Origin of the sequence: Agrobacterium larrymoorei (assembly GCF_030819275.1) — a bacterium.
GTDB classification, from domain to species: domain Bacteria; phylum Pseudomonadota; class Alphaproteobacteria; order Rhizobiales; family Rhizobiaceae; genus Agrobacterium; species Agrobacterium larrymoorei_B.
The window spans coordinates 954,739-969,304 of sequence record NZ_JAUTBL010000002.1; the positions used below are offsets into that span (position 1 = coordinate 954,739).

Genomic DNA, 14,566 nt, shown 5'->3' on the forward strand with positions numbered 1-14,566 from the left:
ACAGCGAATTATGAATGGCAAGCGCCCCCGGTAGTTTTTTCACGCGTGCTCCTTCATTCCCGCAGCCTTGTCTTTCAGCCATGCGGCAAAGGTGGCCATGGCATTGGTGACGGCGCGCGACTTCAGCCTCGTCAGCCAGTAACAGCCCTTTGACACATAGACCGGAAACGGTTGGACAAGATCGCCCGAGGAGAGATGACGTTGAAACATCAGGGGTGGAGCAAGCGCGATGCCAGCCCCCTGAAGGGCCGCTTCGACCATGGGCACTGAGGAGTCGAAGACGATACCCTTCAGTCGAGGCGCGGGAACGCCGGCCTCGGAAAACCAGTCCGGCCATTCGTCGGCACGGTAGGAGCGCAGCAACGTCTGCTGCGTGACGTCGTGAGGGGTTTTGAGGCGCGTGGCGATTGACGGGATGCAGAGCGCAGAGAGTGGTGCGGAAAACAACTCTTCCGCCTCGGTGTCGTGCCAGGCGCCGTTGCCGAAGCGGATCGCGAAGTCGAGGCCTTCTGCAGCGATATCGACGCGGTTGTTGTTGGTGGAGAGGCGGATATCGATGAAGGGATAAAGGTCCTGGAACTCAGTGAGGCGAGGGAGCAGCCAGCCGACGGCAAACGTCCCGACCGCACCGACGCTGAGCACTTCCTGAAGATGCCCATCCTCAAAACGCTGCAGGATATCGGCCATGCGGTCGAAGGAATCGCGAAGCGTCGGCAAAAGCGCCAACCCCTCATCGGTGATCATCAAACCCCGCGGCAGACGTTTGAAGAGCGCCGCACCAAGGCGGTCCTCCAGTAATTTGACCTGATGGCTGATCGCGGTCTGCGTCACGCAAAGCTCGATGGCCGCACGGGTGAAACTCAGGTGTCGGGCCGCGGCTTCAAAGGCGCGCAGCGCGTTGAGCGGAAGGTGAGGGCGAACCATAGGATCGTGTCCAGAGTAGCGGGAAGGCCAAGTTTAATTCATGGCTGGAGCCAGATATCATCATTTGTCCCGCTGAGGCAAACCACCGTAATTCTCTTCCATCGAAACTTTAGAATTGACGCATAGAGGAGATAGCCATGCATCTTTCGATGGTGAAAACGAAGAAACGAACAGCGGCTTTCATCGCATCGCTGTTGGTCATGGGATTTTCTTCGATGGAAGCCAAAGCGGCTGAAAAGCTGCATTGCACCGTCGTTCTGGACGCCGAAAGCGGGACTGTTCTGCACCGCGACGGCACGTGCGACAAGGCTTTCGCTCCGCAATCCAGTTTCAAAATCCCGCTCGCTGTCATGGGTTATGATGCGGGAATTCTCAAGGATGCGACCAATCCGCGGTGGAACTACAAGACGGAATGGAAAAGACCGAAGCGCGAACAGAAATCTGTCGATCCGACGATCTGGGAGCGGGATTCCATCGTCTGGTATTCGCAGGAAATCACCCGTCGATTGGGCAAGGCCAAGTTTGCTGACTATGTTCAGCGCTTCTCTTATGGCAATGCCGACGTCCGCGGGGTTGCTGGACAGACGGATGGCCTCACGGAATCCTGGCTGATGTCATCGCTGAAGATTTCTGGCGATCAACAGGTAGACTTCGTGCGTCGCTTCGTCACCGGAAAACTGCCCGTCTCCAAGGAGGCGATTGCGAAAACGGAAGCCGTCATCCCGCTATTTTCAGCGGCAGACGGATGGCAGGTTCACGGCAAGACGGGATCGGGGCGCATGCGCACCAAGGCCAACACCTATGATGGCGACTGGTGGCTCGGCTGGTTCGTCGGTTGGGCGCAGAAGGGAGAACGCAAGGTCGTGTTCGCCAGCCTCAAAATCGAGGATTGGAAAAGCCAAGAGCCTATCAGTTTCGCGACTCGCGATGCGCTGATCGCCGACCTGCCGAAGCTCGTCAAATAACGATCAGCGAAGCGCTCGGCGTGCGACGACGATCAGGATGATGCCACCGAGTGCTACCAGCGCGCCGCGCAGCATCCACGGGCTTTGATTGATCATGAAACTGGAGGCGGGATAGGGGAAATAGCCGCTGCCCTGGCCAATCCAGATCAGACCGATCAGCACGATTAGAACGCCGAGTATGCTTAAAATCGTGCGAAGTGCCTGCATGGTCTTCTCCCAAAATCAAAGCCTTCCCGAATGGTATCCGGAAAGGCTCCCTGTTCAAAGCGTTACATCAAGCCGATCTGCAAGATCAGATCGACTTTGCCGCTCCACCATCCACATGCAGCATGGTGCCGGTAATATAGCTGGCCGGCTGAGAGCACAGGAACGCGCCTGCGGCAGCGAATTCTTCCACCGTACCAAGCCTACCCGCGGGTATGCTCTTGACCGAGGCCTCGCGAACCTCGTCCATGCTCTTACCAAGGCGTTTAGCGTTTGCGCCGTCCAGTTCATCAATGCGATCGGTGTGGATGCGTCCGGGCAGCAGCATGTTGGCGGTGATGCCGAAACCCGCGACTTCACTGGACAGTGTCTTATTGAAGCCGACAAGCGCGCCGCGCAGCGTGTTGGAGAGCGCGAGATTTGGAATGGGCTCGAACACGCCGGACGAGGCTACGGTCAGAATGCGGCCCCAGCCTTGCTCCTTCATCTTTGGCACGAGTGCGTTGGTCAGGGTGATGACCCGTAACACCATGGATTGAAAGAACGTATCCAGCTTTTCGGGGGTGATGTCCTGCGCCAGACCCGGTGTCGGGCCGCCTGTGTTGTTGACGAGAATGTCGATGCCGCCAAGCTTCGTCTTCACCGCTTCGATCATGGATGGCACGAAGTTTTCTTCGCCGAGATCGCCCCAGACCCAATCCGCCTTGCCCTTGCCGAGCGCGTTAATCGCCTTGGCGTTGGCGTCCAGCTTTTCGCCGCTGCGTCCGACCATGAGCACGTTGACGCCTTCTTTTGCCAGCGCCGTCGCGATGCCGAGACCGAGGCCGCGAGACGAGGCCAGAACCAATGCGCGCTTGCCGGAAATACCCAAATCCATGACGGTGTCCTTTCATGCTCATGATGATTGCCCACGCTTGTAGCGCCTGCGTCCAGCCCTGAAAAGTGTTGATCGGCTTGGCCTTGAGCGCGGTTGCTTGCGCCGCCTCTTGCGCCTCGGTAAGACAGCCCCGTGAATTTTGTGTTGGCAGAGGACGGGCTTGAACGTGTGGAACGAGCGCCAGAAAGTCGAAAACCGCAAGAGTGACGACGCCCGCAGCGAAAGCGACATCGATTATGGGCGGATCATCCACTCCACCTCATTTCGACGACTGCAAAGCAAGACGCAGATCCTAAACCTCGGCGATAGTGACTTCTATCGCACGCGCCTGACGCATTCTCTGGAAGTGGCGCAAATCGCGGCTGGTCTGGTCAAGCATCTGCGCAAGGCCTTTCCTCATCATCCGGTGACGGCGGAACTGCCGGAGCATAGCCTCATCCAGGCGATCGGTAGCGCCCACGACCTTGGCCACCCGCCCTTCGGTCATGGCGGCGAGGTCGCGCTGAATTACTGCATGCGCGTGGCGGCAAATCCGGACGAAGCAGGGCGCAACGGCAATGGCGTCATTACCGACATCGCCAAAGCGGGCTTCGAAGGAAACGGCCAGACTTTACGCATTCTCAGCCGCCTTGAGACATTTTCAAAAGCCAATGGCGCCAACCTCACGCGGCGCACTCTGCTGGGTATTCTGAAGTACCCCGTCGCCTATTCGAAAGCGGCCCATCCCGCGCGCCTGCCAAAACTGCATGACGGTCCTTCGACGCTGCGCATCATCGACACGCAGGCCTCGAAGCCACCGAAATGTTACATGGATTGCGAAACGGAAGTGGTGGACTGGGTGCTCGATCCTCTGCCGCAGGCCGACCGTGATCTTTTCCAGACGGTGACGCAGGATGACGGAAAACACGCCAAGTCGCTGCACAAATCACTCGATTGCACCATCATGGATGTGGCAGACGATATCTCCTACGGGGTCCACGATCTTGAGGACGCGATCGCCATGCAGCTCATCAGCCGCGATGCCTTCGAGAAGGAGGTGACGGCGGATGACTGCGAGAGCTTCATGGCGATGCTCAATAAGAACCATAAGGATAAGCGCGGCAATGACGTCTATCGCGAAATCGTGGATGGGCTCTTCGGTAATAGCGGCGACCGCAAAATGTTTATCAGCATGCTGGTCGGCTATTTCATCACAGATGCACGCTTTGCCGACGACGAGCGGTTCGAAACGCCACTCTTGCGTCACCGTGTGAAGCTCGGAGGTGATCGTGTTCGACTGCTGAAGGCCTTTCAGGATGTGGTGCGCAAACATGTGATCAAAAGCCCGCGTGTCCAGCATATGGAGTTTAAGGGGCAGGGCATGGTCGTCGCTGTCTTCGAAGCGCTGCAGTCCGATCCTGAGCGCCTGCTACCGGAAGATGTCTTCCCGCTTTACGAAAAATCCGGCGGCGATCTGCGCATCATCTGCGACTTCGTTGCGGGTATGACGGACGGCTATCTCGTCAGAACCTATGAGCGACTGTTTTCACCGGGGGCGGGGTCCGTATTCGACAGGCTCTGAAGAGGCAAAAACGACAATACGGACCGAGATTTGAAGGGTGATCTTTTTCATGACCGAACAATCACTGCTCAAGCTTTCGATCGCCGTCACCGTGATCCTAGCGTCGTGCGGGATTGCGGCTGGTCTTTATTCCGGCTCCTTCGCCGTCGTCTTCGATGGCATCTACTCGCTGACCGATGCCTTCATGACCATGCTGGCGCTGATGGTGGCGCGTTTGATCGCCGCCTCGGCGCTGCCCAATCCAGGCGGCAAGCTGGCGGAACGCTTCACCATGGGTTTCTGGCATTTGGAGCCGATGGTCCTTGGTTTGAATGGCACGCTCTTGATAGGGGCCGCAGTCTATGCGCTCATCAATGCGATCGACAGCCTGATGGATGGCGGCCGTGTGATCGCGTTCGATTATGCGATCATCGTCACCTTCTTCACCTTTGCCGTCTCGCTTGGAATGGCATGGTTCATTCGGCGGAAAAACCGGACGCTGAAATCCGCCTTCGTCGCGCTCGACGCCAAAAGCTGGCTGATGAGCGCCATGTTGAGTGCAGCACTTTTCGTCGCCTTTATGGGCGGTTATGCCTTGTCTCACTCTTCCCATGCTTGGCTAGCATCCTACACCGACCCGGCCGTGCTGGCGCTCGTCTGCCTCGTCATCATCCCGATGCCTTTCGCCAATGTGAAGCAGGCGCTGGCCGACATCCTGCTGGTCACGCCGACCGAGTTCAAACTGCATGTGGATAAGGTCGCGAAGGAAGTCGTTGAGAAATTTGGCTTTTCCTCGCATTATTCCTATGTCGCACGCGTGGGGCGCGGTCGACAGATTGAACTCTTCTTCATTGTGCCGAAAAACGCACCCGCCCGTCGCCTGGAAGAATGGGACGCCATTCGCGACCAAATCGGCGAGGCGCTGGGTGGAGAAGGACATGACCGCTGGCTCACCATCATGTTCACGACGGACGAGGAGTGGGCGATTTGACGGGGACCCAGCTCGTCCCACTCCCTTGACGACGCACACCATCATTCCTATTCTTGATATTACGTGTACGTAAAAGTAATTGATAGTCATCAGGTTGTCGGACAATTTGGTGGCGCCATGTAAGCATCGTTGCTATTCATCTCGACAAAGCGCTTTTGCTTTGCCAAGAACGATGACGCGAACTGCTTGTTGCGACGACGTTTTTCCACACGTCTTCGGCTGCGGTTTGGTGTAGGGCAGGAACAACGAAAAGCCGGACGGGACCGGTAAACCGACGAGGATCTTATGACGGAAGAAATGGAATTGCCGGAACGTGAATCGATGGAGTTCGATGTCGTGATCGTCGGCGCCGGACCTGCGGGCCTTTCTGCCGCCATCCGGTTGAAACAGGTCAATCCGGACCTCTCCGTCGTGGTACTGGAAAAGGGCGCTGAAGTCGGCGCGCATATTCTCTCCGGCGCAGTGGTTGATCCGATCGGTATCGACCGTCTGTTGCCCGGCTGGCGCGAAGAGGAGGGGCATCCCTTCAAGACCGAAGTCAAGGACGACCAGTTCCTGTTCCTCGGACCTGCCGGCTCGATCCGTCTGCCCAACTTCCTGATGCCGCCGCTGATGAACAATCACGGCAACTACATCGTCTCGCTCGGTCTCGTCTGTCGCTGGCTTGCGGAAAAGGCGGAAGCGCTTGGCGTTGAAATCTATCCGGGTTTTGCCGCAACCGAAGTTCTCTATAACGACGAAGGCGCCGTCATCGGTGTTGCCACCGGTGACATGGGCATCGAGAAGAATGGCGAGCCCGGCCCCGCCTTCACCCGCGGCATGGAATTGCATGGCAAATATGTGCTGATCGGTGAGGGCGTGCGCGGCTCGCTTGCCAAGCAGCTCATCAAGAAGTTCGATCTGTCGAAGAACAGCGACGTCCAGAAGTTCGGTATCGGCATCAAGGAGCTATGGCAGGTCAAGCCTGAGAACCATAAGCAGGGCCTCGTGCAGCACTCCTTCGGCTGGCCGCTGGGCATGAAGACGGGCGGCGGTTCGTTCCTTTATCATCTGGAAGACAACCTCGTTGCCGTCGGCTTCGTGGTTCATCTGAACTACAAGAACCCCTATCTCTATCCGTTCGAAGAGTTCCAGCGCTTCAAGACGCACCCGGCAATCGCACCGACTTTCGAAGGCGGAAAGCGCGTCTCCTACGGTGCGCGCGCCATCACCGAAGGCGGCTACCAGTCGGTGCCGAAGCTGACGTTCCCAGGCGGCGCGCTGATCGGCTGTTCGGCAGGCTTGGTCAACGTCCCGCGCATCAAGGGCAGCCACAATGCGGTTCTCTCCGGCATGCTGGCGGCGGACAAAATTGCAGCAGCTCTCGCGTCTGGTCGCGCCAATGACGAAGTGATCGAGATCGAGAATGAATGGCGTGGCACCGATATCGGCAAGGACCTGAAGCGGGTGCGCAACGTCAAGCCGCTCTGGTCGAAGTTCGGCACGGCGATTGGCGTCGGTCTCGGCGGTCTCGATATGTGGACCAACCAGCTCTTCGGCTTCTCCATCTTCGGTACACTGAAGCACGGCAAGACCGACGCGGAAAGCCTGGAGCCCGCAGCAAACCACAAGCCGATTGCCTATCCCAAGCCGGATGGCGTGCTGACTTTCGACCGTTTGTCCTCGGTCTATCTCTCCTCCACCAATCATGAGGAGGACCAGCCGGTTCATCTCCAGGTGAAGGACATGGAGCTTCAGAAGCGCTCCGAGCATGATGTCTATGCCGGACCCTCGACGCGCTACTGTCCCGCCGGCGTCTATGAGTGGGTGGAGAAGGAAGGCGAACCGACCTTCGTCATCAACGCGCAGAACTGCGTCCACTGCAAGACCTGCGACATCAAGGACCCGAACCAGAATATCAATTGGGTACCGCCACAAGGCGGCGAAGGGCCAGTTTACGCCAATATGTAATATTGGCGTGGCCCGCTCGGACCGCCGTCAGCAAAGATGTTCGGCGAAGGGCCAGTTTACGCCAATATGTAATATTGACGTGGCCCGCTCGGCTTATCGCTTCATCTGCGAGTAAGACGGTGCGCCTGCATGAGGGGATGACGCGATATGGCGACGATCCGTGCCGGACGGCAGGACGACTTTCCACGTTTGGCGGAAATCGAACTGGATGCCTTTGTTGTGTGGGCAGAAGTCTGCGGGGTATCGCAGCAGCCTGTCTCCGCGCCGGTCTTTCTGCTTGAGCGGAGCCTTGACGAGGGACTTCTTCTGGTGGCCGAAGAGGCGGGACGTGTCGTCGGCTTTACGCTTGGGTTGAACGAGGAAAGCAATCTCTATGTCGTCGAGCTCGACGTAGAGCGCGCCGCACAGGGCAGGGGCATCGGCACCTCGCTGATGCTTGCCCTGCTGGATGTCGGACGTGAGAAAGGACTTGCTGACGCGGTTCTTACTACGGATCGTTACGCGCCTTTCAATGCGCCCTTTTATACGAAGCTCGGCTTTCGCATCCTTGAGGCGGAGGAAATGTCAGTCTTTCTCGCGGAAAGGCTGAGGGCTCAGATCGACTCTGGTCTTGATCCAAAGCGTCGCGTGGCGATGCTGAAGAAACTGTAATCCTATTCTCGCTACTCGCTCAGCTATTATTTCTGAACAACCTGCAACCTGAAGGGTTAGGGTATCGAGGATAGTGATCAGGGAGGCGTTTACAGTTGCGGGCTGGATCATTTAGATGTGACAGAGCCCCTATATGTGAAGAGGGTCCCTCATAGCTTAAGAGGGTCAATATCCCCTAAAAGGGGTTGGGAGTGAGCAATGAGGAAACTTGCCAGAATGGTCTCGGCTTTGCCTAGCAATCATTTGCTGGCTGCGGTCGCAGCGGTGATCGGGGCGATATCGATAAGCGGTCAACCCGCCATGGCGGCGAGCTGCCGAGCCGACGCATCCACTGGCATCGACTGGAGCGAATGCAACAAGCGGCTCTTGATGCTGGGCGGCAGCGTTCTCGACGGTGCCGACCTGCACGGAACGGACTTCACCTACACCGATCTGCGCGGCTCCTCCTTCAACAAGGCGAATATGGAGAAGGCCAAGTTGATCCGTACCTCGCTGGCCTCCTCCCAGCTTGAGGGCGCCAATCTGATCAAGATCGAGGCCTATCGCAGCGATTTCAGCGATGCGAATGCCGAAAATGCCAGGTTCAACAGCGCTGAAATGCAGCGCGCCAACTTCGAGAATGCCAAGCTCGTCAATGCCGATTTTTCCAAGGCGGAACTCGGGCGGGCGGATTTCAATGGCGCGGTGTTGACGGGCACCAAATTCACCAAGGCCAACCTCTCACGCGCCAGCTTCACCGGCGCCAAGTTTACCGGGCCGATCGATTTCTCCGACTCGTTCCTGCTGCTGGCCCGCATCGAAGGGCTGGACCTTTCCGCCGCGACCGGGCTCGACCAAAAGCAGATCGATATTGCCTGCGGCGACGACAAAACCAAGCTTCCGCAAGGACTGACCAAACCAGCCACTTGGCCTTGCCCCGCCGATCCGGAAGACGATTGATGGTGAAGGCTAGCCAGACCACGCTGTGATCCGGCTAGTCTGTCACCATGTGGCTACACGTGTTCTCAGAAGCCAGACAACACGATCTTGCCCTTGGCCTTGCCGCTTTCGACCAGTGCATGCGCCTTGATAAGGTTTGCGGCGTTGATCGTGCCGAACGTTTCCGTCATCGTGGTTTTGATCTTGCCCTGGTCAACCAGCTCCGACACATGGTTCAACAGATTGTGCTGCTCCAAGATATCGGCTGTTTCGAAGACCGGCCGGGCAAACATCATCTCCCAATGAACGGAAATGGCTTTGCGCTTGAATGGCATGATATCGAAACCATTCTCTGGATCGTCGATCAGGCAGTAGCGCCCCTGCGGCGCAATCAACTCTATGCTGTCGGCGCGGTGGAGCTCGCTATGGGTGGTGGAAAAGACGAAACTCGGGGCACCTAAACCAAGCGCCTCTACCTGTGGTGCAAGCGGCTTGCTATGGTCAAGCACATGATGTGCACCAAACTGCGCGACCCATTCCTTCGTTTCCGGCCGCGACGCCGTGGCGATGACTGTCAGGTCCGTCAGATGCCGCGCAAGTTGGATTGCGATCGAACCGACGCCGCCGGCACCACCGATGATGACGATGGCATTGGCGCCACCCGCAACAGGATCCTTCACCTTGAGGCGATCGATCAGGGCTTCATAGGCGGTGATCGCCGTCAACGGTAGGGCCGCAGCTTCCTCGAAACTCAAGCTTCTCGGCTTCTTACCAACGATGCGTTCATCCACGAGCTGAAACTCGCTATTGGTCCCGGGGCGGTTGATAGCGCCTGCATAGTACACTTCATCGCCTGGCTTGAACAGGCTGACCTTGTCGCCAACAGCCTTGACGACACCCGCAGCATCGAAGCCGAGGATGCGGGCCTGGCCTGCCTCGGGCGCTTGGTTTCGGCGAACCTTGGTATCGACCGGATTGACCGAAACTGCCTTCACTTCCACCAGAAGATCGTGGCCGTTGGCCTCCGGGGCAGGCAGTTCGAAATCCACCAAAGCGTCTGCTTCCGTTACGGGCTTGCAGGTCTTGTAGCCGACAGCGCGCATGTTCTTTCTCCTTCGCTTGTTGCTTCGGCGTCTATTTGATAGCTATGAGCAATGTCTGCAAGAATGCACATTTTGTGTCTATACTGACAAAAAGGATACTGTGGCCACCCGCCGAACCTGAAAAACGGAGCTTTTCATGTCCCGCCCTCGCGCCAAACTGAAAGATAATTTTCCCGGCTGCCCGGTGGAATCGACGCTGTGTTATCTCGATGGCAAGTGGAAGGGCGTGATTCTTTATCATTTGCTGACCGAAGGAACTCTGCGTTTCAATGCACTGCGCCGCCACATTCCAAGCGTCACCCAGCGCATGTTGACGAAGCAGCTTCGCGAACTGGAAGATGCGGGCCTGATCTCCCGCACAGTCTTTCCCGTCGTGCCGCCAAGGGTCGATTACAGCCTGACTCCGCTTGGCAACAGCATGGCGCCGGTCATCTCAGCGCTGAAATCCTGGGGCGAAACCCATGTGGTCTGCAAGGACGGCGTCAAGACGCTTGCCGCGCCCGAGGACGTCGTAACGCCGCTCGCTGCTGCCGAATGAGTACCGCGGCTGATTTTTTGGGAAGGCAGCGTCACGCCTTTCTCCACGATGGACCTCCGTCACTGGAGCAACGCCGAGCCGATCTCAAGGCTTTGCGGAAGGTTGTGACCTCCTATCGAAGCAAAATCGAACAGGCGGTTGATACCGATTTCGGCGGACGATCACCGAATGAGACCGCCCTTCTGGACATCGTTGGGGTGATCCAAGCGATCGATTACCTGGACCGGAATCTGAAGCGCTTCATGAAGCCCGAACCGCGCCATGTAGGCGCACTGTCGCAATGCGGACGCGCCTGGGTGGAGTATCAGCCGCTCGGCGTCATCGGCATTCTCTCGCCCTGGAACTATCCATTTCTGCTGGCCATGGTGCCGCTTGCCACTGCACTTGCCGCCGGGAATCGGGCGATGTTGAAGCCCTCGGAACTTGCGCCGGAAACGAGCGCCTTGATGAAGGCAATGCTCGCCGAGGCCTTTCCGGAAGATAAGGTCGCCGTGGTGCTTGGCGACGCAGGCGTAGGCGCCGAATTCAGTGGCTTGCCGTTCGACCATCTGTTCTTCACCGGCAGCACGCAGGTCGGGCGTCTGGTGATGAAGGCTGCGAGTGAACACCTCGTGCCGGTCACGCTGGAACTCGGCGGCAAGAGCCCGACGATCATACTGCCGGGTCACGTCAACGCCGGAACCGTTGCGTCTATTGTCTTTGGCAAGCTCACCAATGCCGGGCAAACCTGCGTTGCCCCGGATTACGTCTTCGTCCACGAAACCGAGGTCGAAGCCTTCATCGATGCTTTCGATAAAGCGGTGGCGAGATCCTACCCGGAGGGCGTGGTGAGCCGCGATTACGCGTCGATCATCAGCGACAGGCATTTCTCTCGGTTGAATGGCTTGCTTGAAGATGCGGCCAGCAAGGGTGCGATTGTGCGACCGGTCGGAGGAGAGGCGGGGGCTGGAACGCGTATCCGTGTCCTGCCGCCGACGCTCGTCATCAATCCGAGCGACGACATGGCAGTGATGCAGGAAGAGATCTTCGGGCCGATCTTGCCCGTACTGACCTACCGCGATGTTTCGCAGGTGGTCGCCTACATCAATGAAAAGCCAAGGCCGTTGGCGCTCTATGTCTTCGCAGATGCGCATGGTGATGACTGTAAGACGATCCTGTCACGCACCACGTCCGGCAATGTCGGCATCAATAACACGGTGCTGCATGTGGCGCAGGATGACCTTCCGTTTGGCGGGATAGGGCCGAGCGGCACCGGGGCCTATCACGGCATGGAAGGCTTCCGCCGCATGAGCCATGCCAAGGGCGTGTTTTCAAGAGGACGTTTCAGCGTGCCAAGCCTTCTACGTCCGCCCTTCGGTCGGATGGTCAAGGCCGGGCTTGATTACCTGTTACGATAAGGACGTGCGTTCAGGCGCAGGCGGAAATCGTGTTAATGGGCAGGCAGATGCTGATGTCCAGCCCATCCGGCGACCAGTGATAGGAAATCTCTCCGCGCATGCTGCTGACCGTGCGCTGGATGAGCGTTGAGCCGAAGCCCTTGCTGGTCGGAGGGCCCGAAACTGGCCCGCCCCGCTCGCTCCACATGATCTGCAGCGTCTCGCCTGTGGTGCAGGCAACCACGAGCCGACCGTCTTCGGAGCAAAGCGATCCATATTTCGCCGCGTTGGTGGCGAGTTCATGCAAGACCAGCGCGACACTCGTAATGTGATCAGCCCGAATACGCACGTCGTCAATACCGACGAAGACAACCCGGTCGGTTGCTGCGTCGGTGTAGGGTGCCAGAATATCGCCGATGATCTGACGCAAGGGCACGTCCGGTGCATAGGCCACATGTTCGGCCGAAAACGTCGGCTGCACGAGGTCATGCGCCCGTCCCAGGGCGCGCAGGCGGCCTCGAACCGTGGAGGAAAGCTCCTCGGCGCTCGTTGCCGTTCGCGCCGTCATTGCCAGCATCGAGTCGGCCAGCGCGAAGACGTTTTTCACCCGGTGGTTCAACTCTCGCAGAAGAAGCATACGCTGCTCCTCTGCCCGATCGCGTGCCTCCTCGTTTTGCGAACGCTCGATGGCAATAGCCACCGTCCGTGAGATCATGCCGATGACCTCTAAATCTCGCTCCGAAGGCTTGCGGGGCTCACGGTAGTAATTGGCGAAGGTGCCAAGAATGCGCCCATCGGCAGCTCGTATGGGCATCGACCAGCAGGCGCGGAGATCGTGGGCGAGGGCCAATTTGCGGAAATTCGCCCAAAGCGGATCGGCGGCGATATCGCTGACGATGACCGGGGTGCCGGTATGGGCCGAAGTGCCGCAAGACCCGATACCAGGGCCAACGGAAATGCCCTCGATTGCGTCGTTGTAATCGCAGGGCAGGCTCGGCGCCGCCCCCTGGGTCAGACGCTTGCCATCTTCCGTGGTGAGCAGAACGGATGCCAGCAACTCGCCGCCTGCAGGCTTTTCCACCAGAAGCACGATATCACGCAACACCTGTTTCAGCGGGCCGCCTACCGCCACACGTGCCAGAATGTCTCGTTCTGCAGTAAGGAGGTCCGACGTTACCGACACTGTATTGATCAACGCACCAGTCCACCACAAAAAGAAAGCCATGTGTCTTCGACAACGGCAATAGTAGGAAGATATAGGGAGGCAAGTATTAAATGTCTAATGAATAAAATACTTGATGAATACAACCTAGTTTGAAGTGTTGGGTAGGATATTGTGTTTTGTCGAACCTATTATTTTAGGGTTCGCGAACTAAGCCCTGGCCTAGCTGCACCTGCTTAGCCCTGTTTTGGAGATGATCGTGCTCTTGATTTTCCGGCAAATTGGGAGGAAGGATTTGCCGCGGCATTCGCCGGCTCTTCATCATTCACATTTTTTTGCACCGCAACATCGAACTGCCCGGATTGGTTCATAATTTCGCGCGCAGTGATTGTCAGTTCAGGGACGGACCAGCATGGGTATTGGTTGGATAGAAGCCGCGATCCTCGGCTTTATTCAAGGGCTTACGGAATTTTTGCCAATTTCTTCCAGCGCACATTTGAGAATCGCGGGCGAGTTTTTGGGTACCGGTGAAGACCCGGGTGCGGCGTTTACCGCCATCATCCAGATTGGCACGGAACTGGCCGTGCTCGTCTATTTCTGGTCCGATATCATGCGGATCGCCTTTGCCTGGCTTCGTCATCATTTGCGGCTTGGCGGGCAATATGACCCGGCCGATGTTCGCCTCGGCTGGATGATCATCGTCGGTTCGGTGCCCATCGTGCTGCTCGGCCTTCTGTTCAAGGACGCTATCGAGCATTCGCTGCGCAACCTTTACATCACCGCGGTCATGCTGATTGTTTTCGGTATCATTCTGGGCTTTGCGGATCGCATCGGCAAAAAGAAGTATCCGATCAAGAAGCTGATCTGGCGTGACGCCATTATCTTCGGCTTTGCCCAGGCAATGGCGCTGATCCCCGGCGTGTCCCGCTCCGGCGGCACGATCACCGCTGGCTTGCTGCTGGGTTACACGCGTGAAGCCGCTGCCCGTTACTCCTTCCTTCTGGCGGTACCAGCCGTCTTTGGTTCGGGCTTCTATCAACTCTTCAAGAGCATCGGACAGGAAAACCCGGTCGGCTGGGGCCAGACGGCTTTGGCGACGCTGATATCCTTCATTGTCGGATATGCCGTCATCGTCGTCTTCCTCAAGCTGGTCTCGACGAAGAGCTACATGCCGTTCGTCTGGTATCGCATCGTTATTGGTGTTGTGCTGCTTGGCTTGCTCTTCAGCGGTGTCATCAATCCGATCTGACGCCTCCGGCGAGATATCAGCCCCTAGTCTTACCCGGTGCGGCCTTCCGTGCCGGGTTAATTTTATGTCTTTCGTCTGGCGTAGAATGATTTTCCTTTCGATAAAGTGCGAGAGCGTT

Annotated in this window: 14 protein-coding genes; 9 read left to right on the forward strand and 5 right to left on the reverse strand. The window is 57.7% G+C overall.

Features of this window, described 5'->3' with window-relative positions:
* Positions 1-39: 39 nt before the first annotated feature.
* Positions 40-924 (reverse strand): LysR family transcriptional regulator, encoded by an 885-nt coding sequence (locus QE408_RS13215; RefSeq protein WP_306931808.1) that lies wholly within the window; start codon positions 922-924, stop codon positions 40-42.
* 200 nt (positions 925-1,124) lie between these two features.
* On the opposite strand from QE408_RS13215, the gene blaOXA reads away from it, so the two are divergent.
* Positions 1,125-1,889 (forward strand): class D beta-lactamase, encoded by a 765-nt coding sequence (gene blaOXA / locus QE408_RS13220; RefSeq protein WP_373465581.1) that lies wholly within the window; start codon positions 1,125-1,127, stop codon positions 1,887-1,889.
* Positions 1,890-1,892: 3 nt separating this feature from the next.
* Here blaOXA and QE408_RS13225 read toward each other — a convergent pair whose 3' ends face one another.
* Together QE408_RS13225 and QE408_RS13230 are read right to left on the reverse strand one after the other, a co-directional pair.
* Positions 1,893-2,096 (reverse strand): hypothetical protein, encoded by a 204-nt coding sequence (locus tag QE408_RS13225; protein ID WP_306931812.1) that lies wholly within the window; start codon positions 2,094-2,096, stop codon positions 1,893-1,895.
* 85 nt (positions 2,097-2,181) lie between these two features.
* The gene (locus QE408_RS13230; protein WP_306931815.1) at positions 2,182-2,970 is read right to left on the reverse strand and encodes an SDR family oxidoreductase; all 789 of its coding nucleotides are present in this window, start codon (positions 2,968-2,970) and stop codon (positions 2,182-2,184) included.
* A 166-nt stretch (positions 2,971-3,136) separates the two neighbouring features.
* On the opposite strand from QE408_RS13230, the gene QE408_RS13235 reads away from it, so the two are divergent.
* From QE408_RS13235 to QE408_RS13255, 5 genes are all read left to right on the forward strand, one after another.
* Entirely contained in the window at positions 3,137-4,531 is a 1,395-nt protein-coding gene (locus tag QE408_RS13235) for an anti-phage deoxyguanosine triphosphatase (protein ID WP_306934796.1), read from the forward strand.
* A gap of 49 nt (positions 4,532-4,580) precedes the next feature.
* Positions 4,581-5,501: a cation diffusion facilitator family transporter gene (locus QE408_RS13240; RefSeq protein ID WP_306931817.1), complete on the forward strand. Its 921-nt coding sequence runs from the start codon at positions 4,581-4,583 to the stop codon at positions 5,499-5,501.
* 285 nt (positions 5,502-5,786) lie between these two features.
* Positions 5,787-7,451, forward strand: coding sequence for an electron transfer flavoprotein-ubiquinone oxidoreductase (locus QE408_RS13245; protein ID WP_306931819.1), 1,665 nt, complete (start codon positions 5,787-5,789; stop codon positions 7,449-7,451).
* 147 nt (positions 7,452-7,598) lie between these two features.
* A complete protein-coding gene (locus QE408_RS13250) occupies positions 7,599-8,102 on the forward strand; it encodes a GNAT family N-acetyltransferase (protein WP_306931820.1) in 504 nt (167 codons plus the stop codon).
* A 216-nt stretch (positions 8,103-8,318) separates the two neighbouring features.
* Positions 8,319-9,041, forward strand: coding sequence for a pentapeptide repeat-containing protein (locus tag QE408_RS13255; RefSeq protein ID WP_306934797.1), 723 nt, complete (start codon positions 8,319-8,321; stop codon positions 9,039-9,041).
* A 65-nt stretch (positions 9,042-9,106) separates the two neighbouring features.
* Here the strand turns inward: QE408_RS13255 and QE408_RS13260 are convergent, their stop codons facing one another.
* Complete coding sequence (locus QE408_RS13260; RefSeq protein WP_306931823.1) at positions 9,107-10,123, reverse strand: zinc-binding alcohol dehydrogenase family protein; 1,017 nt, start codon at positions 10,121-10,123, stop codon at positions 9,107-9,109.
* 136 nt (positions 10,124-10,259) lie between these two features.
* Here QE408_RS13260 and QE408_RS13265 point away from each other — a divergent pair, with 136 nt between their 5' ends.
* The gene (locus QE408_RS13265) at positions 10,260-10,661 is read left to right on the forward strand and encodes a winged helix-turn-helix transcriptional regulator (protein WP_306931824.1); all 402 of its coding nucleotides are present in this window, start codon (positions 10,260-10,262) and stop codon (positions 10,659-10,661) included.
* The gene (locus tag QE408_RS13270) at positions 10,658-12,058 is read left to right on the forward strand and encodes a coniferyl aldehyde dehydrogenase (protein WP_306931826.1); all 1,401 of its coding nucleotides are present in this window, start codon (positions 10,658-10,660) and stop codon (positions 12,056-12,058) included. The genes QE408_RS13265 and QE408_RS13270 overlap by 4 nt, the downstream gene beginning before the upstream one ends.
* Positions 12,059-12,068: 10 nt before the next feature.
* Here QE408_RS13270 and QE408_RS13275 read toward each other — a convergent pair whose 3' ends face one another.
* Positions 12,069-13,262 carry a sensor histidine kinase gene (locus QE408_RS13275; protein ID WP_306931828.1) on the reverse strand — a complete coding sequence of 398 codons (1,194 nt, stop codon included), beginning with the start codon at positions 13,260-13,262 and terminating at the stop codon, positions 12,069-12,071.
* 349 nt (positions 13,263-13,611) lie between these two features.
* Here QE408_RS13275 and QE408_RS13280 point away from each other — a divergent pair, with 349 nt between their 5' ends.
* Entirely contained in the window at positions 13,612-14,448 is an 837-nt protein-coding gene (locus QE408_RS13280; protein WP_306931830.1) for an undecaprenyl-diphosphate phosphatase, read from the forward strand.
* Positions 14,449-14,566: the final 118 nt, after the last annotated feature.